We start from the raw sequence: 24024 nt of genomic DNA, 5'->3' as shown, positions 1-24024 counted from the left end.
TTAAAAATATGAAAAAGACGTTATCAATTATCGCCTTATCAATCATAGGTTTTGGTTTGGTTTCTTGTAAAAAAGAAAATAAAGAAGCTGCAAGCACAGAAACTGCTACAACAGATTCTACGGCTGCTGCACCTGCAACTCCTGGAGATTCTGCTGCTGTTGCACCTGTTTCTGGTGAAACTGCAACTACTGCGCCTGCTTCAAACCAACCATTAACAACAATTGCTCTTGCTCAAAGCAACTACGATTTTGGAAATGTAAAAAAAGGAGACAAAGTAGAGCATGTATATGAAGTTACAAATACAGGAACAAATCCGTTGGTAATTTCTGAGGTGAAGCCAGGATGTGGATGTACTGCCGGAGATTTTACGAAAGAGCCTATCTTACCGGGTAAAAAAGGAAAAATCACGTTGCATTTTGATTCTACAAATTTCGACGGGAACGTAAGCAAGTATGCTGATGTTTTTGCTAATGTAGAAAAAGCGCCTATTAAATTAACGTTCACTGCGAATATTCAACCATAACATAATGAATACATTATCAATCTTTTTACAGGCACAGCCACAAGGCGGAGGATCTATGATGATGATCATGATGGGTGTGATGATCGTAGGTTTTTACTTTTTGATGGTATTGCCACAGCAAAAGAAGGCAAAAAAGAAAAAGCATTTCTTGAAAACCTTAAAGTAGGAACCAGAGTTGTCCTTACTTCTGGTCTTCACGGAAGAATTGCTCAGATTCAGGATGATGGTTTTGTAATCGAAACATTATCAGGAAAACTGAAATTCGAAAAAGCGGCAATTTCAAGAGAATTTACAGAAAATCGTTTTGGAGACAAAGCGACTTCATCTGATAAATCTGCTGACAAAAAAGAAATCGAAACTGAAAAGAAATAATCCTTTTTTAGTTTTAAAATATTCGTTTCGGCGGGGTGAGCAAAGCTCACCCCGCCGAAACTTTTTTATATTATCTTCTCAAATAAAATATACGAAAATCTGTCATGAAGAACATAAACTGTCTACGAGCATAGTTGAGAAGCGAAATGAAGAATCTAGCTTAAAAAATCTTAACCCCCTTAATTAAACTTAATGGTTTTAAAACAGATTTTTCCTAACGTCGAAATGACAGAATGAATGCACAGTTTTAGTGTTATAGGTGAAAAACATTAGTGAAATTTGTGGTTAATAAAATATCTTTGTCCCATGAATCAAAACACAAACAAAACCGTTCTCATTTTAGGCGCAAATTCGGATGTTGGAAAACAAGCGATCAGGCAATATGTTCAAAAAGGGTTTTCAGTGATTGCAGCGTCCAGAAATACCCAATCTTTAGATGAATTTGTTCAACAGAATAATATCAATGCAAAAGTCAAGGTTTTATCTTTTGATTCAGTTGATTTTGATTCTCATCAAAAATTTTACAATGAACTTCCCATAAAACCTCATATCGTGGTCTACGCAGCCGGATTTTTAGTAGACAATGGAAAAGCATTGACAGACTTTAGAGGAACTCAACAAATGATGTTGGTGAATTATATGGGAGCTGTTTCTATTTTAAATATTATCGCGACAGATAAAAGCAATAAAAATTTGGAAAGAATCATCGGGTTGTCTTCACTTTCGGGTGTGAGAGGAAGAAAAAGTAATTTCGTGTATGGAAGTACCAAGGCTGCTTTTACGACTTATCTGGCTGGATTGAGACAGGAATTGGCATCAAGAAATATCAAAGTTAATGCTTTGATAATTGGCTACATCCGAACCAAAATAAATGAAGGTTTACAATTGAATGAATCTTTAATTATGGAACCTGATTACGTTGCAAAATTCATTGTCAATGCCGGAAATTCTTTTACCATCGTTCCGAATTTTAAATGGAAAATGATTTATTTGATTTTGAAAATGTTGCCGGAGAGCTTGGTGGCGAAATTGCCTTAAAAAATTAATACGCATCGCGTATCCAAAAGAAATCTTCTTCTTTTTTACTAGTTTTAAGTTTTTTAAGTGTCAACTTAAATTTATCAATTTGCTTTTGATTAAGATGTTTATATTTTTTATAAAATATACTTAATCGTTCTATTTCGCTGTCATAGAAATCACTTTGATCTTTGCTGTTGAGATAGCCAAATTCATTAAAATATGTATCCATATCACACATGAATTCGTTGAGCCTTTTTTCAAGTTCGTCAGATAGATAAAATTCTTCTATGGTAAATTGGCAATAATACGGTTTGTCCTTCCTGTCTTTAGGAGGCTTTTGTCCATTAATGTAAGAATTGACATAGTCTTTGTTGAAATATATTTCCTTTTTCTCATTAGAGATATTCAGTAAATCTACTAAATTGAAAATAACTTCTCCTTTACCATTAAACATCATCAATTTTACAATAATATTATTAGTAGGTAAATTCGCACTGTCCAAGCCGAACATTGTTTTTAAAAGAAAATTATTCATTTTAGAATAATCATGATTATCATTATCTTCAGTACAATAAATCATGATGTAGCTATCACTTCCATCTTTATAAAAGCCCTTATAAGCTATACAATTTTTAAAAGAGTCTATATCATAAAGGTTTTCATCTTTTACAAGATTTATTTCTAATAAAGGGCTTAAAGTTGTACTACCGTGTTGATTTAGGAACTTATTATTCAGTAAATCACCGTTTAGATGATTGTTGGAATGTTGCCAATCGAAATGTTTTTTGTAACTAATATCCCAACTTTCACCGTAGCTTATTATCAAATTATCAGTTGGAATTTGATTAGTATAAATGGTAAAGTTGTTATTTTCTTTGATGCTGTAATTGAATGACCTATCGTAAGATAATTTCGTTATTTGGGCATTAAAAGTTGTAAATAAAAAGAGAAATAAGATGAAATAATTTTTTTTATTCAGCATAAATATTATCTGTGTTTATGCTCCCAAAATTACAAAAAAAATGTAAATATTTTTTTATGTACTTAACAATTCCAACCCCTTCATCATATCAATTCCCTTTCCCAAAACGGGCTTAAACAAATCTCCCTTCTCTTTAATTCTTTCTAACGCATTATGAATATTAAAATCCGTTGGCTTTAAACCTTTTTTTAATTCTTCCCATTCCAAAGGCATTGAGACAGAAGCGCCTTCTTTTGGACGCAAACTGTAAGCGCTTGCCAAAGTCTGTCCTGTTCTGTTTTGAAGATAATCGAGATAAATTTTCTTATCATCTCTTTTTTGTAAGCTTCGTTCTAGCGTTGTCAATTTCGGTAATTTTTCATTGACTTGCTTCATCAAAATATGCGCAAAATCTTTCACCTGGTCAAAATCATACTTTCCACCCATTGGAATATAAACGTGAATTCCAGTGCTTCCGGAAGTTTTGCAATAGCCTTTAATTTTAATGGATGTTAAAACTTCATTCACCTGCAAAGCGGTTTCGATCACATCATCAAATGTATTTTTCTTCGACGGATCAAGGTCTAAAACCAGAAAATCGGGATGCTCTAAATCGGGAAGCGAAGAATTCCACGGATTCATGTCGATACAGCCAAGATTATTTAAATAAGCCAAAGTTGCTTTGTCATTACAGTAAATATAATCGATGTATTTATCATTCGATTCCGAATAAACCTGCGTCGTTTTTATCCAATCCGGAATATTGTCACTCGCATCCTTCTGATAAAAACTCTGCTCTTGAATTCCGTTGGGAAATCGGTTCAGAGAAAGCGGTCGGTTTTTTAAATGTGGCAGAATATATTCGGCAACGGATTGATAATATTCAATCACATCACCCTTTGTGATATCATCTTTCGGGAAGTAAATTTTATCCTGATTGGTCAATTTTACTTGATGTTTATTCAGTGTAATTTCCTTTTCTTTTTCAGAATTTTCTGTTTTTTTTGATGAAGTTTTAGCTTTCATTTCTTTTGGTTTTACATTTACATCTTCAGGATTTTTATCTTCACGAATCGCGACAAATACAGGATGTCGGAAGATTCCGTCTTTGGTGATTTCAGAATATTTTATTTCGCAGACCAATTCTGGCTTTGTCCAAGTTACAGGCATATTTGTTTTCGGAATATTTTCAAACGGAGAAGTTTTTATGATTAATTTTTTTAATCTCTCCAACACTTCATGAATCAGATCTCGATTAAATCCGGTTCCTGTGTGTCCGGCATAAATTAGTTTTCCATCAATATATTTCCCTAAAATCAGCGCTCCGAAGCCTTCGCGAGAGCCTCGAGGTTCAGTAAATCCGCAAATAATGACTTCTTCCGTGTTGGTAAATTTTATTTTCAGCCAGTCTGAAGTCCGGTGATTTTCCACATAAAGGCTGTCTGCTTTCTTAGCAATCATTCCTTCCAACTGCATTTTTTTCATTTGATTAAAAAAGTCAATACCTTTTTCTTGAATATGATCGCAGAATTTAATAACATCTGTTTCAACCAACGCTTCTTTTAAAAGCTCTTTCCGTTGAATTAAAGGAATATTTTCAGTTGAGTGACCATTCAGCCATAAAATATCAAAAACCTGATAAACTAAGGCTAAATTTGGATTATCTCCAATCTGCTGTAATAACTGAAAATTTGGTCTTCCGTTTTCATCGTAGGCAACAATTTCGCCATCCAAAATCATTTTGTGTTTCTGATTGGTGAAATCCTGCGAAACTTTTTCAAATTTTGATAGGAAAGAAATCCCGTTTCTGGAATAGAAAAGTGGATTTTTTTTACTGAGATCCGCAACAGCGCGGTAACCGTCCCATTTTATTTCAAAGATCCATTCCTCATCATCAAATGCTTTATCGTGAGGTTTTGCCAACATTGGCTTAATGAAATTCTTTAATTTTTTTTCGTCAACTAAAGAATTAAATCGCTGAAATTTTGGCTTGGTATCGGAAGTTATTACTTCTTTTTGCTGTTTTTTAGGCTTTTTTTTCCTCTAAGAATTTTGTAACTTGAGAATTCTTGGCTGTATTTTCTTCGGCATCATAATGTTCTTCAGCAAATTTATCGTTGTGTTTAATGAGCAGCCATGCATTATTTTCTGCATTTTTCATTTTAACCAAAGCAAATTCTCCTCTTAATTTTTTTCCGTGTAAAACGAATTTTAACGAACCTGCTTTTAGTTCTTTCAACAATTCTTTTTCGTCTGAAAGTTTTGAATTTTGGTCTAAAGGTTCGTATGTTCCGCTATCCCAGACTTCCACTTGTCCGGCTCCGTAATTTCCCTCGGGAATATTTCCTTCAAAATCTTTGTAATCGTAAGGATGATCTTCTACCATCATCGCGAGACGTTTGTCTTTCGGGTCTAGTGACGGACCTTTCGGCACCGCCCAGCTTTTCAGTACGCCTTCCATTTCCAGTCTGAAATCATAATGAAGTCGCGAAGCTGCATGTCTCTGAATCACAAAAATAAGCTGTTCTTTGCTTTTTTTAGTTTTTCCCTTAGGTTCGCTGGTTTCGTCGAACTTCCGTTTTGCGTTATAATCTTTGAGAGCCATTACGATGCATTTTTGGATTTTGGAGTCTGTAAACTGGCTTTTAGCTGAGCCATTAAGTCAATCACTTTGCCTTCTTTGGCAGGTTCTGCTTTTTTAGCTTTTATGCCTTTTCCTTTCGCTTTCTGCTTAATTATTTTCATTAAAGATTCGGAATAGGTGTCTTTGTACATTTCAGGATCAAATTCTTGCGAAAGTTGTTCGATCAAGCTCACCGCCATTTTTAATTCAGCTGGCTTTGGAGCTTTTTTAGCAGGAATTTTTAAATCTTTATAATCTCGAATTTCCTGAGCAAATCTTAATCGGTTTAAAACCAGAACATCATCATTGTATGGTCGAATCATTCCGATGGCTTCACTTTCACGAAGAACAAAAGTTCCGACACCAACCATTTTTGTTTTAGCTAAAGCATTTAACAGCAATCGGTAAGCATTTTCACCATTTTTTTGAGGTTCCAAAAAGTAGGGATTTTCAAAATAAACGGAATCGACTTCCTCTTCTTTTACAAACTGGTCAATAGAAAGAATTTTAGATTTTTCTGGACTTGCCGCCTCGTAATCTTCTTCATCAAGAATGATGTATTTGTCGTCCATGAGATAACCTTTTACAATGTTTTCCCATTTTACTTCTTTGCCTGTTTTTTCGTTTACTCGTTTGAATTTAATATTCGAAAAATCGGATTTATCAAGCATATCCAAATCCAACTTGCTGGTTTCTGTGGCGGAATAAATCTTTACAGGAATATTGACTAATCCAAAGCCAATGGCGCCGTTCCAAATTGCTTTCATTGTACTTTATTTTGTGTAAAACGTACAATGATTGTGCCGTGCGAAAAATATTCGCTAAATGTGGTATTTAATTTTAATTTTTAAACTTTCTTTAAATTGATTTGATGCTCTGAGTTTTTATTCAAATCAATATCAATTAAAAATTCTAAATCGAGATAATAATTGCTAGGAATATATTTATCAAAATAAACTTTTGTTGAAGAATGTTTTTGAAAAATCTCTTTTAACGTAAATTTATCAATGTTGGTAAATGCTGTAAGTGTTGGTAAAGATTTATTGTAATATTCAATAGTAATTTTAGTTTTTACAAATTCAATATCACTTTTATGATAGAAAATATTAGCATAATCATTTTGATCTTTGCCTACGCCAAAAACATGACTTTCTATAACAGCACGACTCAAGTCTACATCTTCGCAGATCTTATGACGCTTTATATCCTCAACAACAATATCTTTATGAAAGTTTTCAATCGGAAATCCTTTTTCGCTTTCAATAATCGAACGGATATACATATAAATTGGAGCAACGATAAGAATTCCTATTACAAAATAACCACCCTTAAAATCAAAAGTTCCACTACTTTTTGAATAGCCAATTCCATAAAAGAGTATAAACAATCCTGCATACCAAAGAATACCAATTGGAATTTGCCAGTCTTTCCATTTTTCTTTTTCCTTCATCATTAAAATATTAAAATTTGTGTTTTAAAATAAAAAAGCGGAGAAAAAATTCCCCGCTTCAGATTTATGCTTTTAAATTTAATTGTAATTCCAATTCATCAAGTTGTTCATTTGCAATGGCTGCAGGCGCATCAATCATCACATCACGACCTGAATTATTCTTAGGGAATGCGATATAATCTCTGATCACTTCGTTTCCATCAAGAATAGCGACCAATCGGTCAAACCCGAAAGCCAAACCACCGTGAGGCGGAGCTCCGTATTTGAAGGCGTTCATCAGGAATCCGAACTGGGCTTCTGCTTCTTCTTTTGAGAAACCTAACAAGTCAAACATTCTTGATTGAAGGTCTTTATCAAAAATTCTGATAGAACCTCCACCGATTTCGTTTCCGTTTAAAACCATATCGTAAGCGTTGGCTCTTGCTTTTCCGGGATCTGTTTCCAATAAATGAATATCTTCAGGTTTTGGAGACGTGAAAGGGTGGTGCATGGCGTGGTAACGTCCGCTTTCTTCATCAAATTCCAACAATGGGAAGTCTACAACCCAAAGTGGTGCGAATACGTCTCCTTTTCTTAATCCTAAACGGTTTCCAAGCTCCATTCTCAAAGCAGAAAGCTGAGTTCTTACCTTGTGCTCGTTTCCGGAAAGAATCAACATTAAATCACCTTCTTTTGCTCCGAATTTTTCAATGATTTTTGATAAATCTTCTTCGTTGTAGAATTTATTCACAGAAGAAGTTTTTACCCCATCATTCTGGAATTTAGCCCAAACCATTCCCGAAGCTCCGATTTGTGGTCTTTTCACCCAATCAACAAGCTCATCGATTTGTTTTCTTGTATACTCTGCACATCCTTCCACATTGATTCCGACAACCAATTCCGCTTCATCAAATATTTTGAAATCTTTTCCTTTTACTAAATCATTAAGCTCTACGAATTCCATTCCGAAACGAATATCCGGTTTGTCATTTCCATATTTTTGCATTGCATCGGCAAATGTCATTCTTGGGAAGGCTCCGAATTCCTGACCCGTAATATCTTTCAACAAAGTTTTAGTCATTCCTTCAAAAACATTCATCACGTCTTCCTGCTCTACGAAAGCCATTTCGCAGTCGATTTGGGTAAATTCAGGCTGTCTGTCGGCTCTTAAATCTTCATCACGGAAACATTTCACGATTTGGAAATATTTATCCATTCCACCCACCATCAACAATTGCTTGAAAGTTTGCGGAGATTGTGGCAATGCGTAAAACTGTCCCGGATTCATTCTGCTCGGAACCACAAAGTCTCTTGCTCCTTCCGGAGTAGATTTAATTAAAACCGGAGTTTCAACCTCGATAAATCCGTTATCTGAAAGGTAATTTCTTACTTTCTGCGCCATTTTATGACGGAAAATCAATTTATCTTTTACCGGATTTCTTCTGATATCTAAGTAACGGTATTTCATTCTCAATTCTTCACCACCGTCTGTTTCATCTTCAATCGTGAAAGGCGGAAGCTGAGATTCATTAAGAACCGTCAATTTTTCAACTAAAATTTCAATTTCTCCAGTTGGAATATTTGGGTTTTTGCTTACTCTTTCGATAACTTTTCCTGTCACCTGAATTACAAATTCACGTCCCAGTTTTTTTGCATTTTCCATCAGTTCCGCTGTAGAACGATCCTGGTCGAAAACCAACTGAGTAATTCCGTAACGATCTCGAAGATCTATCCAAATCATAAATCCTTTATCACGAATGGTTTGTACCCATCCTGAAAGTGTAACTTCTTCATTAAGATTTTTCAGAGATAATTCTCCGTTTGTGTGCGATCGAAACATAATTATTTGTTTAAAGTTCAATGTTTAAGCCTCAATATTCTGAGTCTTTAATTTTCGTTTGCAAAGATAAGATTTTTGAAGGTTTTAAAAACAAAAAAACTCCCCGAAGGAAGTTTTTAAATATTTATTTATAAAAGTTTTTATAAAATCATTGCGACAGTAGACTGTTTGTTTTCCGTAGCATAGTTTTTTGCAGTTTTGCCTTTACTGTCTTTCGTGTCTTTTTTGGCTCCGAATTTTATCAACATTTTTGCTGCGTCCATGTTTCCTGTTGAAGCAGCATACATCAATGGGGTAACGCCGTTACATGCTTGGTTTACATCTGCTTTTTTTACCAAATCATTAAAAATATTTTTCTTATCATTCTTTATGCTTAACGAAAGAAGATTGTAAGATTTTCCTTTTACCTGAAAACATTTTGCAAAATCTGTTTCATTAAAAGTTTTTTGAAAGTTTTCCAGATTATCGGATTGAAAGGTATTCAACTGTTCAGCAGATAATTCCTGAGCAAATAATCCATTAGCAAAAATAGAAAACAAAAATAGCAAAGTACTTGTAATTATTTTTTTCATAAATCTTAGTTTAATTTAAAGAATATACAAAGCTAAATAATTTTTTTTGATAGATGTTGCTAATTTTTTATCCAATTCACTGCTTTTTCCAAAACTTCATCTTTATTACTTTTAATTCCGTCTATGGTCGGTTTTACTTCCACGTCTGGAACGATTCCTATTCTTTGGGTTTCTTTTCCGTCGGGATAATAAACTCCGATTCCGCTAATCATGGTTGAAATATTTCCGGGAAGCATGATTTTAGAAACGTTTCCATCCGCTCCGGCCGTTGTGGAACCAAAAACTTTTGCGTTTGGTGCAGTTCTGAAAGCCATTGTGTGATATTCCGCGCTGCTTTGAGTCGTTTCATTTACTAAAATCGCAATTTTTCCCTGATAAGCATTTTTTCCTTCTCCTGGAACTTTCAGACTTTGTGTAAAAGTGAAAAGTCCCGGCTGGTTGCTATTTGTCATTGTAAATTTTACAAATTCCGTTATGTTTGGCTTTAATAATTTTCCCATTTTAAAAGCTACAAAATCCGATGGGTAACTTCTGAAATCGATAACCAATCCTTTTGTGTTTTTAATTTTGCTAAAAACATCATCCAATTTTTTCGAGTCTACACTTCCCATATAAACGTAGGCAACGTCGTTGTCATGCATTTTGAAGAATTCTTTTTCCTCCTTTTTAAAACCAAGTTCAGAGATTGAATATGTTTTTAAGGTTTTGTCCTCAATTTTTCCGCTTCTTGAAATTTTAATATTAATGGTTTCGGAATTACTTCTCAATAATTTTCTTGAAATATCTCTCAATTGAGTCGGGTAATTCGATGCAGGTAAGTACCTTAGAGAATTTTTAACAAGATTATCCACAGTCTCACCATTGATTTCTGTAATGACATCTCCCTTTTGAAGTCCGGTTTCTGAGCCTAATTTTTCATTACTAAAACCCTCAACAACAGCTTTATTTTCCGCAAAAGTTAATTTTACAGGTGTTCGTTTTTCTCCAAAATATTTTTCAAGAGATTTGTTACTGCTCCAAATATTGGCGTGAGTATCGTGAATTCTACCGATAACTTCCAACGAAGCTAATGCATATTCCGTTTCATCTTTGGCATTAATAAATTTTGGAATGAATTCTGCCAAAACTTCTTTCCAATCTTCATCGATGAGGTTTTTGTAAGGGAAATAATACTGAATGATATTCCAATATCTGTACAACGAAAGTAACCTGAAGCCTTCATCCGGATACGTCATTTTCTCGTACGGATTTTCATTTTTAAAATCAGGATTTCCAACTTTATCAAAAAAATCAACATAATAATTTACCTTAGGTCTTTTCGCATTTTTCAATTGTAAAAGCTGATCTGTAAGCTCTTTTGAGAAACCTGAATTGGTAATCCAGTCAAGATCCGGTTTAATTTTTACATTTTTTGGTTCTTCATTTTTTGTGATTTGATACGTTCCTAAACCTGTAATCCATTCAGATAAAATTTTATCTCTTTGTTGGGCAGAAACTCCTGCAATTTTTGGATAAATTCTGAATAATTCATAATCCCAATTGAAGTTTCCTTCTGCAATTTTCGGATGATAATATTTTAAGTAACCCCAAATTAAACCGAGGTTTTTAAGATTCTCCAAATTGTTTTTATCCAAAGAGATATTGCTAATTTTCGAACCATTATCAAATTCTTTGTCCAATTCTACTTTGGTTAATTTTTTTTCGAAAATCTTAGCATTTTCGATGTCTTTTCCATCAATAGAAACTTTTAGATTATCCACCCACATTTTACCTTTTCCGGTAAGAAGTGCTCCAATCACGATTTTTTGAGTGCTTTCCGGAGCCATATCTAAAGTAATTTCGTATTTTTTCCACGGCGTTGTTCCGACTAATGCTGTTTTATTCATATTGTCGAAGGCAACTTCAGGATCGATTCTCATCCAGAGTCCGGCAAATCCATCTGAAACATTTTCTGTTTTAATGTAACCGGAAAGTGTAATTTTTTTACCAGCATAATTTTCAGGAAGAATGTACATCAAAGCTTTAAAGCCTGATTTATCGGCATCAATTAAGATCGAATTCTGTCCTTCTTGTTTTTCTTTAGTATCTGCAAATACTGTTGCAGAGCCATCTCCTACAATTTTCCAGATTTTCGGAAGATTGTTTTCTACGCTTTCAAAATTTAGATTTTCGATTTTATTTTGAGCAAAAGAAGTCATGCCCAAAACGAGTAATGGGATCGTTGTGAAAAGTTTTTTCATGATTAAATTAAATTTTTTCCAAATCTAAAAAGTTAGATCGGTCGGGTTTGTAATGTGAAATAGGTTTTATAAAATTTTATAAAGTAAATTGTGATTTTAACAGATTATTTTAAATTAAATTCTTAATGAATCTTAATCTTTTACGTACTCAAGGATGTCTCCTGGTTGACATTCCAGTGCTTTGCAGATCGCTTCCAGTGTGGAAATTTTCAATGCTTTTGCTTTTCCTGTTTTCAGAATAGAAAGGTTGGCTTGGGTAATGCCTATTTTTTCTGCCAATTCCTGAGATTGCATTTTGCGTTTAGCAAGCATTACGTCTACGTTGATGATGATTGGCATATAATTAAATTGTTAGGTCAGCTTGATCCTGAAGTTCCAGTCCTTTTTTGAAAAATTCGACAACAAATAATATCAAACCTCCAAAAAATAAGAATACTACAACAGAATATGTTGCTGCAAATATACTCTTTGTTGCAAAAGGAATCGTAGCCAATGTTATTGCTGTATAAATAATATTCAGCCAACCGAATCTTTTTAACCAGAGTAAGGCTTTAGCATTAAAAACATTATCTCTGCTGATTTCTCTTAAAAATTTATAACTGATATAAAAAAACAATGTTATGAAAATAGATCCGAAAATGTGATTGAGAACACTTCCCAAATTAAACATTCCTGTAAGGAGATTCTGCTCTGTGAAAGGAACAAAAAATTTGAATTTCATCATATTATCGAACGGCATTGTCCATTCATTTTTGCTCCATCCAACATCTGTTCCGATGATAAAAAAATCTTCAAGGATATTACTTCCTGTTTTAAGATTATAAAGAGAAATAGCAAAACCTATCAAGATATAAACAAGCTGAATGGCAAAAAGAATTGCCAATAAAATAAGCAGATAACTTGCGTATTGTGAAAGAGAATTTTTTCCAATAATTTTCATGATGTTATTTTATTTATTGCAAATGTATAAATAATTATTGTTTCACGATAAATTTTTGTTGAATTTTTATTTCGAATTTTAATTGAATCTTTTTTCATAAAACTTTTCATATGCCAAGTCGTAATCATTTTCGAATCTATATTTTTGTTGAAAACTTAAAAATGAGAGAATCATGAGGAAGTATTTTGCCTTTATCAAAAAAGCATTGAGTGGTGAAGAAGTAGATTTTACAAAAGCAAGCATCAGAAGTGCAGTGCTTCTTTTGGCGATTCCCATGATGCTGGAAATGGCGATGGAATCTGTATTCGCCCTGGTCGATTTATATTTTGTCGGTCATTTGAAGGAAAGCGGATTTGCCATTCAAACCGTTGGTTTAACGGAATCTGTACTTTCTGTAATGTATTCTATCGCGATCGGAATGAGTATGGCTGCAACAGCAATGGTTGCCAGAAGAATTGGTGAAAAAAATCCCGAACAGGCTTCCAGAAGTGCAGCTCAGGTTTTATTGGTTTCTTTTATTGTGACTTTTATTTTAAGTTTATTCGGAGTGATTTATGCTGAAGAAATTTTAATTCTGATGGGTTCAAAACCAGAAGCTGCGACTTATGGAAAAGAATTTACAAGAATTATGATGGGAAGCAGCGTGATTATTATGCTTTTATTCCTAATTAACGGGATTTTTCGAGGAGCAGGAAACGCTGCCATTGCGATGAAATCTCTTTGGATTGCCAATATTGCCAATATTATTTTGTGTCCGGTTTTAATTAAAGGTTTTGGACCGATTCCAGCAATGGGATTAACAGGAGCAGCTTTGGCAACAACAATCGGAAGAAGTATTGGCGTCATTTATCAACTGTATCATTTATTGATTGCAGATACTCAAATTAGAATTCAATTGAATTATTTTAAACCAGATTTTAGCTTAATAAAATCCGTAGTAAAAATCGCAACACCCGGAATATTTCAGTTTGTGATTGCTTCGTGCAGTTGGATTTTTCTGGCACAATTGGTCGCAACAACAGGTCATGAAGATGCATCTGCAGGATATCAAACCGCTTTGCGATTGATGATGTTCTTTATGCTTCCGGCTTGGGGATTGAGTAATGCAGCATCAACATTGGTCGGACAAAACATGGGAGCCAACGAAATGTTAAGAGCCGAAGAATCCGTTATGAAAACCGTAAAGTATAATGTTATTTTTATGGTAACGGTCAGCCTAATATTTTTCTTCTTAGGTGACTTTTTGGTAGGATTTTTTACACAGGAAACCGAAATTAAAAATATTGCTAAAAATGCACTTCACATCATGAGTGTCGGATTTATTTTCTACGGAATCGGAATGGTAATGATTAATGCCTTCAACGGAGCCGGAGATACGTGGACACCGACTTGGGTGAATGTTTTTGGGTTTTGGCTTTTCCAGATTCCTTTGGCATATATTCTTTCAAAGCATTTTGAAATGGGCCCGAAAGGTGTTTTTATTTCAATTCCTGTCACAGAAACGTTGATAACGATTGTCGCTTTTATTTTATTTAAAAAAGGGAAGTGGAAGACCGTGAAAGTGTAAAGCCTGGAAGTTTGAAGATGGATGCTGGAAGTTTTTAAACCTAAGAAAATTTGCGGTGTAATGATAAAGCTTAAGCCTTTATCTTCAAACTTTCAGCCATTTTTTATAATTATTTTAACAACTAAATTACCTTAATTTCAGACAGGATTTTCTAAATTCGTAATATATCAACTAAAATTTATTACTATGGGAAAAGGAGACAAAAAATCCAGAAGAGGTAAAATCAACAATGGAAGCTACGGAAAAAGAAGACCGAAAAAAGCGTCTAAATCTTTAGCAACCGCCGAAAAATCGAGTAAATAACAATAAAAAAAGACCGGAGAAATAAATCTTCGGTCTTTTTCATTATTACAAATTAAATTATTTTATTTTCCAAAAATACCTCCTAAAAGATCTCCTAATCCGCCTCCGCCTTGTTGCTTCTGCTGATTGCCACCTCCAAGAACACTTCCCAGAATATCATTCAAAGGATTTCCTGAAGATTGGGATTGCCTACCACCCAAGACACTTCCTAAAATGTCGTTCAATGGACTTGATTGTTGTGCCTGAGCCTGGTTTGATGCATTTCCAAGAATTCCTCCCAAAAGATCTCCTAAACCTCCTGCTCCAACATTATTTTGTTGTTTTTCTTTACCAATATATCCCATAATTACCGGTGCCAACATCGATAAAATCGGACCGATTTTGTCAATTGAAATTCCTGATGTTAATGACAATTGGTTTTCTACATTCTGCTTATCTGAACCGAAAATATGGCTTAAAATAGATCCTCCTTCAGCCTGTCTTGCGTCTGCCTGAGAAACATCATCCAAAATACTTCCGTCGTGGTCTTTATCCAAAGCGTTGTTTAGCTTTTCAGCTTCGTTGGCGTCCTGAGATTTGTTTCTAAGGTAAGAAATAATCAATGGGGCTGCAACTGCCAGTAAAGCAATAACTTGGTTTCTGTTGATTCCAAATTTGCTTTCTGCCTGATCTGCAACCTGATTCCCTGTGTTTCCTGTAAGTAGGTCGATTAAACTCATAGTTTGTGTTTGTTTAATTGTTAAGTTTACCAAAGTTATCAAAAAATATTCCGTGGTACTTTATTTTAATTAAAAAACACTGTTAAAGTTTATGAATTTCGTTAAGGTGTTGATTTTTAAATATTAATTTTTCAAAATCGGAACCATTGAACATGCTTCGCCAAACATTAAAGACTTTACGATTGGCTGTAATTTCTCTACTAATTCGATGTAAGCATTTTCTGGAATTTCTTTATCTGAACAGCCTTTTACTAAAACTCTTTTTCCAATCATTTCATCAAAATCATAAGTTTGCATAGCGTTGTGCATTAAAATAACTTCAAGGTCTTCACGATTTCCAAAAACGATTTTTTTAGTAACGCCTGTCAATTTTGCAGTGATTAAAAAATAAGACCAAAGCGGAACGATCGCGTCCGCAGAATTGTATATGTAAACGTAAGCATCGCGGTATTTTTCAACGTTGATGGCAGCTACTTTTTCACGAAAATCTTTCTCTTTCAAAATCATTTCCATGAAAAGAAAATCTTTAAGATCAATCCCTTTTCTTGCACCTTTAGGAACAAGATCTGTAAGATCAAAATTGATTAAACCGCTTTCTGCAACTTTATTTCGGATTTCAAATTCTTCTGACATTTTTATCATTATCTTTGAACAAATTTACAAATTAAGATCTTATAACGTCTTATTTGTTCTCTATTCTAATTATAGAAATGAAGTATTACATTATTGCTGGAGAGGCTTCCGGAGATTTGCATGGAAGTAATTTGATGAAAGCTTTAAAACAAAAAGATCCTAACTCAGAATTTCGATTTTGGGGTGGAGATCTGATGGCTGCACAAGGCGGAACTTTGGTGAAGCATTACAAAGATTTGGCTTTCATGGGATTTTTGGAAGTCGCAAAAAATCTTCGCACGATTCTGAATAATATTAAGTATTGCAAACAGGATATAAAAAATCATAAACCTGATGTTTTAATTTTGGTTGATTATCCGGGATTCAATTTAAGAATTGCAAAGTTTGCCAAGGAACTCGGAATAAAAGTCGTTTACTATATTTCTCCACAACTTTGGGCCTGGAAAGAAGGTAGAGTAGAGATCATCAAAAAATATGTAGATGAAATGATGGTAATTCTTCCTTTCGAAGAAGATTTTTACAAAAAACATGGAGTTCATTCACATTTTGTGGGACATCCTTTATTGGATGCGATTTCAGATTTAAAAGAAATTAATGCTGAAAATTTTAAAGCAGAACATGGTTTAAACGGAAAAGAAATCATCGCACTTTTGCCAGGTTCCAGAAAGCAGGAAGTAGAAAAAATGCTGGAAATGATGCTTTCGGTAAGACCTTACTTTAAAGAATATCAATTTGTAATTGCAGGTGCGCCAAGTCTTCCGAAAGATTTTTATGAAACGTATGTGGATGATAATGTGCATTTTGTTTCAAATAAAACGTACGATTTGTTGAGATGTTCGAAAGCCGCGTTGGTTACATCAGGAACAGCAACTTTAGAAACCGCTTTATTGAATATTCCGGAAGTTGTTTGCTATCGTGGAAGTAAAGTTTCTTATGCCATTGCCAAAAGATTGGTTAAAAATATCAAGTATATTTCTTTGGTGAATTTAATCATGGATAGAGAGGTTGTGAAAGAATTAATTCAAAATGATTTAAATACTAATAATTTAGTTGAAGAATTAAAAAAGATTCTGGAAGGCGAAAAAAGAACTCAGGTTTTGAATGATTATGACCTTCTGAGAAAAAAATTAGGCGGAAGCGGAGCAAGTGATCATGCAGCTGATGTGATTTTAAAAATTTAAAATATTTTAATTAACAATATGAATCGTAGGAATTTATCCTGCGATTTTTTATTTCTGTATGTAATTTTTTATTAAATTTAGTCATGCGTAATTCTTGTCGGATTTAATGTTTTTGGGCGCATTTTTTTTAAACTAATAACCTGAAACATATTATGACAACAAGAAGATCCTTTATAAAGCAAGGATTATTGGCTGCCGGAGGTCTTATGATTCCGAGCTCATCTTTTGCCAATATTCTTATTTCCGGTAAAAAAGATGTGATTATTATCGGTGCCGGTTTTTCCGGACTGGCTGCTGCAAATAAATTAGATCCTAAAAAATTTAACGTAACAGTTTTAGAAAGCAAAAATTCTGTCGGTGGAAGAGTTTTTTCCCATGAAATGAAAAATGGATTGATCATCGAACTGGGTGCAGAATGGGTGGGAAATTCGCATGAAAGGCTTTTGCAACTCTGTGATGATTTTAAATTGAAGTTGGACGACAACCAAATGAGCACCCATCTTTTGTACAAAAATGTTTATAGTCCTGCAAAAACATGGGATTTTAGTGAAAGTTGGAGTAAGAAATATAAAAGTTTGCTTGAAAACTATAGTCATCTTAAAGAAAAAGATAAAACGATTCTGGATCAAATGGATTGGTGGCGATATCTTGTCAATAATGGCTGCAAAGATCGCGATCTAGACCTTCATGAATTGCTGGATAGTACCGACTTTGGCGAAAGCATACGACAGGTTTCCGCAAATTCAGCACTTGGAGAATATGCAGAAAATATTACTCCCGAAAGCATAAAAAATGGAACTCAAAATCAAATGGATCAGAAAATTATCGGTGGAAATAGAAGTCTGGCGAAAAAAATTGAGGAAAAACTCAAAGGAAAAGTTTTCTTAAATCATACCGTAACAAGAATCGAACAAGGAAAGAAAGTAAAAGTATTTTGTGCCAATGGAAAGGTTTTTGAAGCCGATAAAATAATTTGTACGCTACCAACTTTTGCTTTAAAAAATATAGATTGGAAGCCTGGTTTGCCACAAAAGAAGATTGATGCCATCAATGCGCTTCAATACGCTAGAATCAACAAACATGCGATGCTTTTTGACAAGCGTTTCTGGAAATCTGAAGATTTCGATATGATTACCGACCAACTGCCACATTATTTTTATCATGCAACTCAAAAGCAAGGTGGAACAGCCGGAGTTTTGATCTCTTATAGTATCGGTGATAAAGCTGCTGTAATTGCCAATCAAAATAATGAAACCAATTTCAAAAGTGTACAGGAGACTTTGCGTCCGATTTTTGGTGATGTAAGTTCCAATCTGCTTCAACAGGAAAATTATTATTGGGGAAATGATGACCGTTCGAAAGGGGCATATGCGCTTTATGGACCTGGACAAGCCGATCTTATGGGAATTCTGCAAGAGCCTTTTGATAATATTCACTTTGCGGGAGAACATCTTTCAGAGAATTGGCAAGGCTTCATGGAAGGTGCAATTGAATCTGGAGAATTGGTGGCAGAGGAAATTAAATGAGTTTAAAATATTTTAAATGAAAATAGAAATCGTAGAATTTTTTTCTGAAATTTTTCTTGTATAACACAAATTTGAGGTTGTTTTAAAAATTTTAAAATATTGATTTGTTGTTTTTTACTCGAATAAATATTTTTGAACAACACAAATTTTGAATTGAATAAACAGCCTTTTCTCATTCTCGTTACTTGTTTCATCCTTGGAATTATTTTTCAGGATAAATTTTCTTTAAGTGAAAATTTCATTTACTCAATTGCTGGTCTTTGCTTGGTTGTTTTACTTTCAACAATTTTCAAATCCTTTATCTTAAGGCAATTCAAAGCGTATTTACTGGGATTAATGTTTTTTGGAATTGGGATTATTCTGCATTTTTTTAATTCTTTTGAAAGTAAAGAATTAAAATTTTCTTCCAAAGAAACAGTCGTTTTTAAAGTTTCTAAAAAATTAAATTCGAATGAAAAAAATCGTAAATATGAAGCTGTAGCACAAATTGGGAAAGAAATTTTCAATGCTGTTTTGTACATTCCGAAAGATCAGAAAGAATTGGATTTTAATCATTATTATAAAGCTAAAGCATACATTTCCAGGTCAAAACCTCCTCAATACGATTTTCAGTTCGATTATTCTAAATATTTAAAAAGGAAGAATATTGAAATTCAATGTTTTATTAATGATGAGATTTCTTTTGCAACAAGAAATGATTTGAGTTTAAGTGAAAAATTTTCACAACAAAGATTGGAAGTTCTTCAAATGATCGATAAAACTACGATGTTTTCAAAGTCTAAAGAGTTTTTAAAAGGAATTATTCTTGCCGATAGAACGGAAATTGATTCAAATACTGTACAAGATTTCAACAGATCTGGATTGGTGCATTTTTTGGCAATTTCAGGAACGCATATTGTTGTGATTTTCGGATTACTCTACTTTTTGTTGACTAAATTTTCTTCTTTGAAATTTAGAAAATACAGTATTATTTTAAGCTTAATCTGTATTTGGCTTTTTGCTTTTTTCATCGGACTTGGAAGTTCAGTTGTTCGCTCTTGCATCATGTTGACGATTTATTTTATCTACGTTTTGCTACAAAGGAAGCCAGATTTACTGCATTCATTGGCTTTGTCGGCCTTTGCTATTTTAATTTTTGATACGCAACAGATTTTTGATGTCGGTTTTCAATTGAGTTTTATGGCTGTTTTGGGAATTTTCTGGCTCAATCAGCCGATTTTAAAATATTTACCAAGGCAGAATAATTGGCTAAAAAAAATAATTTACAATACGATCTCAATTTCTATCTCGGCGCAGTTGGCAACATTACCTTTAGTTCTGTATTATTTTCATCAATTTTCTTTTATTTCAATTGTAGCGAATTTTTTCATTGTTCCATTTTCGGAAGTGATTATTGTATTTTCATTTTTAATGACAGCTTTAATTGCTTTTAGAATTGATTTTGGTTTAATAAATGCTGTTTATGATTTTATTATTCAGTTTTTATTGAAAGTTATTCATTGGTTTGCAGATTTCGATTTATTATTTTTTGAAAATATTCCGATGAATTTGATTGAAGTTTTTTCGTTGTTTTGGATAGTTTATTGGATGAGGTTCACAATATTAAAATCAAACTTTAAAAATTCTGCGAGATTGATAATGGCGATTTTTACTTTTCTGATAATCAGACTTTGTTTCAATTCTTATGGTAACCAAGAGACAGAAGTTTTGGTTCATGATTTTTCTAAAAATAAAGTTTTGTCGATAAAGAAAGGGCGTGAAGTTTGTTTTTGGTTTAAAGAAAATTCAGATAAAGAGAAAATTACTCAGTTTATTATTAATCCATACTGTTCATCGAGGAGAATAAGCAAATTCAGAATCAAAACTCTTCCGGATGCTGTACAAAAAGTAGTTTGCGACGGTAAAATTTATGAGATAAAATAATTGTTAAGTTTTTTGTCTTTTTCCTTTATTTATAAGATTTTAAACCTTATTTAGAAACATTACAAACTGGCTTTTTCTGAGATTTCTCACTTTTCAATTCTGTTAACATTTCTTAATTTTGTGGAAAATCAAATTTAAACTTATATGGCAGGTTTAACGAGTTCTACGATAGGTAGAAAATATGCTATGGCATTATCAGCTCTATTTTTGCTGATCTTTCTTATACTGCATTTGACGACCAATTTGTTATCAGTTCTGAATCGTGATGCGTTCAATACAGCATCAGATTTCATGGGCTATAATCCTTTTGTGCAGTTCTTAATGCAGCCTATTCTTGGTTTTGCAGTGCTTTTCCATTTCATTATGGGATTTGTGCTTGAGATTAAGAATAACAAGGCGCGTCCTGTAAAGTACGCTTCAAACAATCCTTCTGTGAACTCTTCATGGATGTCCAGAAATATGATTATTTCCGGGGCTGTTGTTTTGGCTTTCCTTGCTTTACACTTTTATGATTTCTGGTTCCATGAAATGGATTATAAGTACATTCAGAGAATTGCTCCTGATGCTGAGCGTTTCTGGCCGGAACTTCATGAGAAGTTTGCAGATATCTGGAGAGTGGCGATTTATGTAATTTCTTTTATTTTGTTGGGATTGCACTTAGCGCACGGTTTCCAGTCTTCTTTCCAGTCAATCGGGGCTAGACACCCAAAATATACTCCGGTAATCAAAGCTTTCGGGAAATGGTATTCTATCCTTATTCCTGCAGGGTTTATTTTTATCGCAATCTTTCACTTTGTAACTCAATAATATCGATATACTAATATGAGTAAATTAGATTCTAAAATTCCAGCGGGTCCTTTAAAGGATAAATGGAAAAATCATAAAGACCATATGAACCTTGTTGCACCAAACAACAGAGATAAGATTGATATTATTGTTGTTGGTACAGGTTTAGCAGGTGGTTCTGCTGCTGCAACTTTGGCAGAGCAGGGATATAATGTAAAAGCATTTTGCTATCAGGATTCTCCAAGAAGAGCGCACTCTATTGCGGCTCAAGGGGGAATCAACGCAGCTAAAAATTATCAGGGAGACGGTGACTCTACTTATAGATTGTTCTACGATACCATTAAGGGTGGTGACTATAGAGCGAGAGAGGCAAACGTTTACAGATTAGCTGAAGTTTCTGCAAATATTATCGACCAATGTGTTGCTCAAGGTGTTCCTTTCGGACGTGAGTACGGAGGTCAGTTAGATAACCGTTCATTTGGTGGGGTTCAGGTAAAAAGAACTTTCTATGCAAAAGGGCAAACAGGTCAACAGTTATTACTAGGTGCATATTCTGCAATGAGCCGTCAAATCGGTAAGGGGAGAATTAAAATGTACAACCGTCACGAAATGATGGAGTTGGTAATTGTAGACGGAAAAGCAAGAGGGATTATCGCAAGAAACTTAGTGACAGGTGAAATCGAAAGACATTCTGCTCACGCGGTTGTGATTGCTTCTGGAGGTTACGGAAACGTATATTTCCTTTCTACGAACGCAATGGGATCGAATGTTTCTGCGGCTTGGAAAATCCACAAAAAAGGAGCGTATTTCGCAAATCCTTGCTACGTACAGATTCATCCGACTTGTATTCCGGTTCACGGAACGCAACAGTCTAAACTGACTTTGATGTCTGAATCATTAAGAAATTCAGGAAGAATCTGGGTTCCTAAGAAAATTGAAGATTCGGTAGCGATCAGAGAAGGTAAATTGAGACCTGAAAATATTAAAGAAGAAGATAGAGATTATTATTTAGAGAGAAGATATCCTGCATTCGGAAACCTAGTACCTAGAGACGTTGCGTCTAGAGCTGGTAAAGAAAGATGTGATGCTGGTTACGGAATCGAAAATAATGATACTAAAGAAGGTGTTTACTTGGATTTCTCAACAGAGATCATGAAAAAAGGTAAAGAAGCCGCTATCGAAAAACATATTCACAATCCTACAGAACAGCAGATTTATGATTTAGGAAAAGCATGGGTTGAGGAGAAATACGGTAACTTATTCGTAATGTACGAAAAGATTACGGCTGATGATCCTTACAAAACTCCAATGAAGATTTATCCTGCGGTTCACTACACAATGGGTGGTGTTTGGGTTGATTATAACTTACAATCTACAATCCCTGGATGTTTCGTAATCGGTGAAGCTAACTTCTCAGATCACGGAGCCAACAGGTTGGGAGCTTCTGCGTTGATGCAAGGTTTAGCGGACGGATATTTCGTACTTCCTTATACGATCGCAGATTACCTTTCTGCAGACATTAGAACAGGCGCGATTCCTACAAATTCTGCGGATTTTGACAAAGCTGAAAAAGAAATTAAAGACAAAGTACAATTCTTCTTAAATAATAAAGGAACTCATTCCGTTGATTATTTCCACAAAAAATTGGGACACATTATGTGGAATAAAGTGGGTATGGGAAGAACTCCTGAAGGCTTGAAAGAAGCTATTGCTGAAATTGCTCAAGTGAAAAAAGACTTCTGGGCAGATGTAAAAGTTCCTGGTGATGCAGATGGAATGAACACTGAGCTTGAAAAAGCGTTCAGAGTTGCAGATTTCATCGAGCTTGGACAATTAATGGCTATCGATGCTTTACATAGAAACGAATCTTGTGGAGGACACTTCAGAGAAGATCATGCTACTCCGGAAGGGGAAGCTGAAAGAGATGATGTTAACTTTAAATATGTTGCGGCTTGGGAATATCAGACAGATGATATCACAACCGAAGTTCTGCATAAAGAAGAGTTGATCTACGAAAACATTGAAGTTAAAGCAAGAAGTTACAAATAATCTCCAACCTATAAATAAATAATTATGAGTGCAAAAAAAAGCCTTCATCTTACACTGAAAATTTGGAGACAAAAAAATAGCAAAACAAAAGGTCAGTTTGAGACCTACAAAATATCGGATGTTTCTACAGATTCTTCATTCTTAGAAATGTTGGATATTTTGAACGAAAATCTTATCAACGAGGGAAAAGAACCAATCGCTTTCGACCACGACTGTCGTGAAGGAATCTGCGGTATGTGTTCTCTTTACATCAACGGTAGAGCGCACGGTCCAGATACGGGAATTACAACGTGTCAGCTCCACATGAGAATGTTCAAAGATGGTGAAACGATTGTTATTGAACCTTGGAGAAGTGCTGCTTTCCCTGTTATTAAAGACTTAATGGTAGACAGAAGCGCATTCGACAGAGTAATGGCCGCAGGTGGTTTCATTTCGGTGAACACTTCAGGAAATACTTTGGATGCTAATGCAATTCCGGTTCCTAAAGAAGATGCAGACAAAGCGATGGATGCGGCGGCTTGTATCGGATGTGGAGCTTGTGTAGCTACATGTAAAAACGGTTCTGCAATGTTATTTGTTGGAGCTAAAGTTTCTCAGTATGCTCTTTTACCTCAAGGTAGAGTAGAAGCGAAGAGAAGAGTTCTGAATATGGTGAAAGCTATGGACGAAGAAGGATTTGGAAACTGTTCAAACACGGGCGCTTGTGAAGTGGAATGTCCGAAAGGAATTTCTCTTGAAAACATCGCTAGAATGAACAGAGAATACATGGCTGCTCTAGCTGACAGAGGATAATTTAATTTATATACCACAAAAAAA

General features: G+C 34.3%; 22 protein-coding genes and 1 pseudogene. 11 read left to right on the top strand and 12 right to left on the bottom strand.

Annotated elements, in window-relative coordinates; genetic code table 11:
• Nucleotides 1-8 precede the first annotated feature (8 nt).
• From ACKX2A_RS09165 to ACKX2A_RS09155, 3 genes and pseudogenes are all read left to right on the top strand, one after another.
• Nucleotides 9-524, top strand: a complete 516-nt coding sequence (locus ACKX2A_RS09165) for a DUF1573 domain-containing protein (protein WP_415329052.1) — start codon at nucleotides 9-11, stop codon at nucleotides 522-524.
• Nucleotides 525-528: 4 nt separating this feature from the next.
• Nucleotides 529-896, top strand: a pseudogene (yajC, locus tag ACKX2A_RS09160) (preprotein translocase subunit YajC).
• A gap of 306 nt (nucleotides 897-1202) precedes the next feature.
• A complete protein-coding gene (locus ACKX2A_RS09155) occupies nucleotides 1203-1934 on the top strand; it encodes an SDR family NAD(P)-dependent oxidoreductase (protein ID WP_415329051.1) in 732 nt (243 codons plus the stop codon).
• 4 nt (nucleotides 1935-1938) lie between these two features.
• Here ACKX2A_RS09155 and ACKX2A_RS09150 read toward each other — a convergent pair whose 3' ends face one another.
• The 10 genes from ACKX2A_RS09150 to ACKX2A_RS09105 all read right to left on the bottom strand — a co-directional run bounded on the left by ACKX2A_RS09150 (nucleotide 1939) and on the right by ACKX2A_RS09105 (nucleotide 12521).
• Entirely contained in the window at nucleotides 1939-2898 is a 960-nt protein-coding gene (locus ACKX2A_RS09150; RefSeq protein WP_415329050.1) for a hypothetical protein, read from the bottom strand.
• A gap of 54 nt (nucleotides 2899-2952) precedes the next feature.
• A complete protein-coding gene (ligD, locus tag ACKX2A_RS09145; RefSeq protein ID WP_415329049.1) occupies nucleotides 2953-4803 on the bottom strand; it encodes a DNA ligase D in 1851 nt (616 codons plus the stop codon).
• A gap of 100 nt (nucleotides 4804-4903) precedes the next feature.
• Nucleotides 4904-5482 (bottom strand): DNA polymerase ligase N-terminal domain-containing protein, encoded by a 579-nt coding sequence (locus tag ACKX2A_RS09140; protein ID WP_415329048.1) that lies wholly within the window; start codon nucleotides 5480-5482, stop codon nucleotides 4904-4906.
• Complete coding sequence (locus tag ACKX2A_RS09135; RefSeq protein ID WP_415329047.1) at nucleotides 5482-6267, bottom strand: Ku protein; 786 nt, start codon at nucleotides 6265-6267, stop codon at nucleotides 5482-5484. The genes ACKX2A_RS09140 and ACKX2A_RS09135 overlap by 1 nt, the downstream gene beginning before the upstream one ends.
• Nucleotides 6268-6347: 80 nt before the next feature.
• Nucleotides 6348-6953, bottom strand: coding sequence for a hypothetical protein (locus ACKX2A_RS09130; RefSeq protein WP_415329046.1), 606 nt, complete (start codon nucleotides 6951-6953; stop codon nucleotides 6348-6350).
• Between the two features lie 61 nt (nucleotides 6954-7014).
• Nucleotides 7015-8769, bottom strand: coding sequence for an aspartate--tRNA ligase (gene aspS, locus ACKX2A_RS09125; protein ID WP_415329045.1), 1755 nt, complete (start codon nucleotides 8767-8769; stop codon nucleotides 7015-7017).
• Between the two features lie 140 nt (nucleotides 8770-8909).
• Nucleotides 8910-9341: an ankyrin repeat domain-containing protein gene (locus ACKX2A_RS09120; protein ID WP_415329044.1), complete on the bottom strand. Its 432-nt coding sequence runs from the start codon at nucleotides 9339-9341 to the stop codon at nucleotides 8910-8912.
• 59 nt (nucleotides 9342-9400) lie between these two features.
• Nucleotides 9401-11581 (bottom strand): S41 family peptidase, encoded by a 2181-nt coding sequence (locus ACKX2A_RS09115; RefSeq protein WP_415329043.1) that lies wholly within the window; start codon nucleotides 11579-11581, stop codon nucleotides 9401-9403.
• Nucleotides 11582-11713: 132 nt separating this feature from the next.
• Entirely contained in the window at nucleotides 11714-11920 is a 207-nt protein-coding gene (locus ACKX2A_RS09110) for a helix-turn-helix domain-containing protein (protein ID WP_415329042.1), read from the bottom strand.
• 4 nt (nucleotides 11921-11924) lie between these two features.
• Nucleotides 11925-12521 (bottom strand): DUF2975 domain-containing protein, encoded by a 597-nt coding sequence (locus ACKX2A_RS09105; protein ID WP_415329041.1) that lies wholly within the window; start codon nucleotides 12519-12521, stop codon nucleotides 11925-11927.
• 172 nt (nucleotides 12522-12693) lie between these two features.
• Between ACKX2A_RS09105 and ACKX2A_RS09100 the strand changes: the two genes are divergently transcribed.
• Both ACKX2A_RS09100 and ACKX2A_RS09095 read left to right on the top strand, forming a co-directional pair.
• Complete coding sequence (locus ACKX2A_RS09100; RefSeq protein WP_415329040.1) at nucleotides 12694-14088, top strand: MATE family efflux transporter; 1395 nt, start codon at nucleotides 12694-12696, stop codon at nucleotides 14086-14088.
• Nucleotides 14089-14274: 186 nt separating this feature from the next.
• Nucleotides 14275-14391, top strand: coding sequence for a 30S ribosomal protein THX (locus ACKX2A_RS09095; protein WP_415329039.1), 117 nt, complete (start codon nucleotides 14275-14277; stop codon nucleotides 14389-14391).
• A gap of 62 nt (nucleotides 14392-14453) precedes the next feature.
• Here ACKX2A_RS09095 and ACKX2A_RS09090 read toward each other — a convergent pair whose 3' ends face one another.
• Nucleotides 14454-15110, bottom strand: a complete 657-nt coding sequence (locus ACKX2A_RS09090) for a DUF937 domain-containing protein (protein WP_415329038.1) — start codon at nucleotides 15108-15110, stop codon at nucleotides 14454-14456.
• Nucleotides 15111-15233: 123 nt separating this feature from the next.
• On the bottom strand, nucleotides 15234-15743 hold the full coding sequence (locus ACKX2A_RS09085) for a DUF2480 family protein (protein ID WP_415329037.1): 510 nt from the start codon (nucleotides 15741-15743) through the stop codon (nucleotides 15234-15236).
• A gap of 77 nt (nucleotides 15744-15820) precedes the next feature.
• Between ACKX2A_RS09085 and lpxB the strand changes: the two genes are divergently transcribed.
• The 6 genes from lpxB (at nucleotide 15821) to ACKX2A_RS09055 (ending at nucleotide 24000) form a co-directional block, all read left to right on the top strand.
• Nucleotides 15821-16924: a lipid-A-disaccharide synthase gene (lpxB, locus tag ACKX2A_RS09080; RefSeq protein WP_415329036.1), complete on the top strand. Its 1104-nt coding sequence runs from the start codon at nucleotides 15821-15823 to the stop codon at nucleotides 16922-16924.
• A gap of 152 nt (nucleotides 16925-17076) precedes the next feature.
• Nucleotides 17077-18450 (top strand): flavin monoamine oxidase family protein, encoded by a 1374-nt coding sequence (locus ACKX2A_RS09075; RefSeq protein ID WP_415329035.1) that lies wholly within the window; start codon nucleotides 17077-17079, stop codon nucleotides 18448-18450.
• A gap of 132 nt (nucleotides 18451-18582) precedes the next feature.
• Nucleotides 18583-20373 (top strand): ComEC/Rec2 family competence protein, encoded by a 1791-nt coding sequence (locus ACKX2A_RS09070; protein WP_415329034.1) that lies wholly within the window; start codon nucleotides 18583-18585, stop codon nucleotides 20371-20373.
• 144 nt (nucleotides 20374-20517) lie between these two features.
• Nucleotides 20518-21180, top strand: a complete 663-nt coding sequence (locus tag ACKX2A_RS09065) for a succinate dehydrogenase cytochrome b subunit (RefSeq protein WP_415329033.1) — start codon at nucleotides 20518-20520, stop codon at nucleotides 21178-21180.
• A 15-nt stretch (nucleotides 21181-21195) separates the two neighbouring features.
• Nucleotides 21196-23208, top strand: coding sequence for a fumarate reductase/succinate dehydrogenase flavoprotein subunit (locus tag ACKX2A_RS09060; protein ID WP_415329032.1), 2013 nt, complete (start codon nucleotides 21196-21198; stop codon nucleotides 23206-23208).
• Nucleotides 23209-23232: 24 nt separating this feature from the next.
• A complete protein-coding gene (locus ACKX2A_RS09055) occupies nucleotides 23233-24000 on the top strand; it encodes a succinate dehydrogenase/fumarate reductase iron-sulfur subunit (RefSeq protein ID WP_415329031.1) in 768 nt (255 codons plus the stop codon).
• Nucleotides 24001-24024 lie beyond the last annotated feature (24 nt).

Origin of the sequence: Chryseobacterium sp. MMS23-Vi53 (assembly GCF_047651245.1) — a bacterium.
Lineage (GTDB): Bacteria > Bacteroidota > Bacteroidia > Flavobacteriales > Weeksellaceae > Chryseobacterium.
Note: the sequence above shows the minus strand (reverse complement) of the source record. Positions and strands in the feature narration are given on the sequence as shown.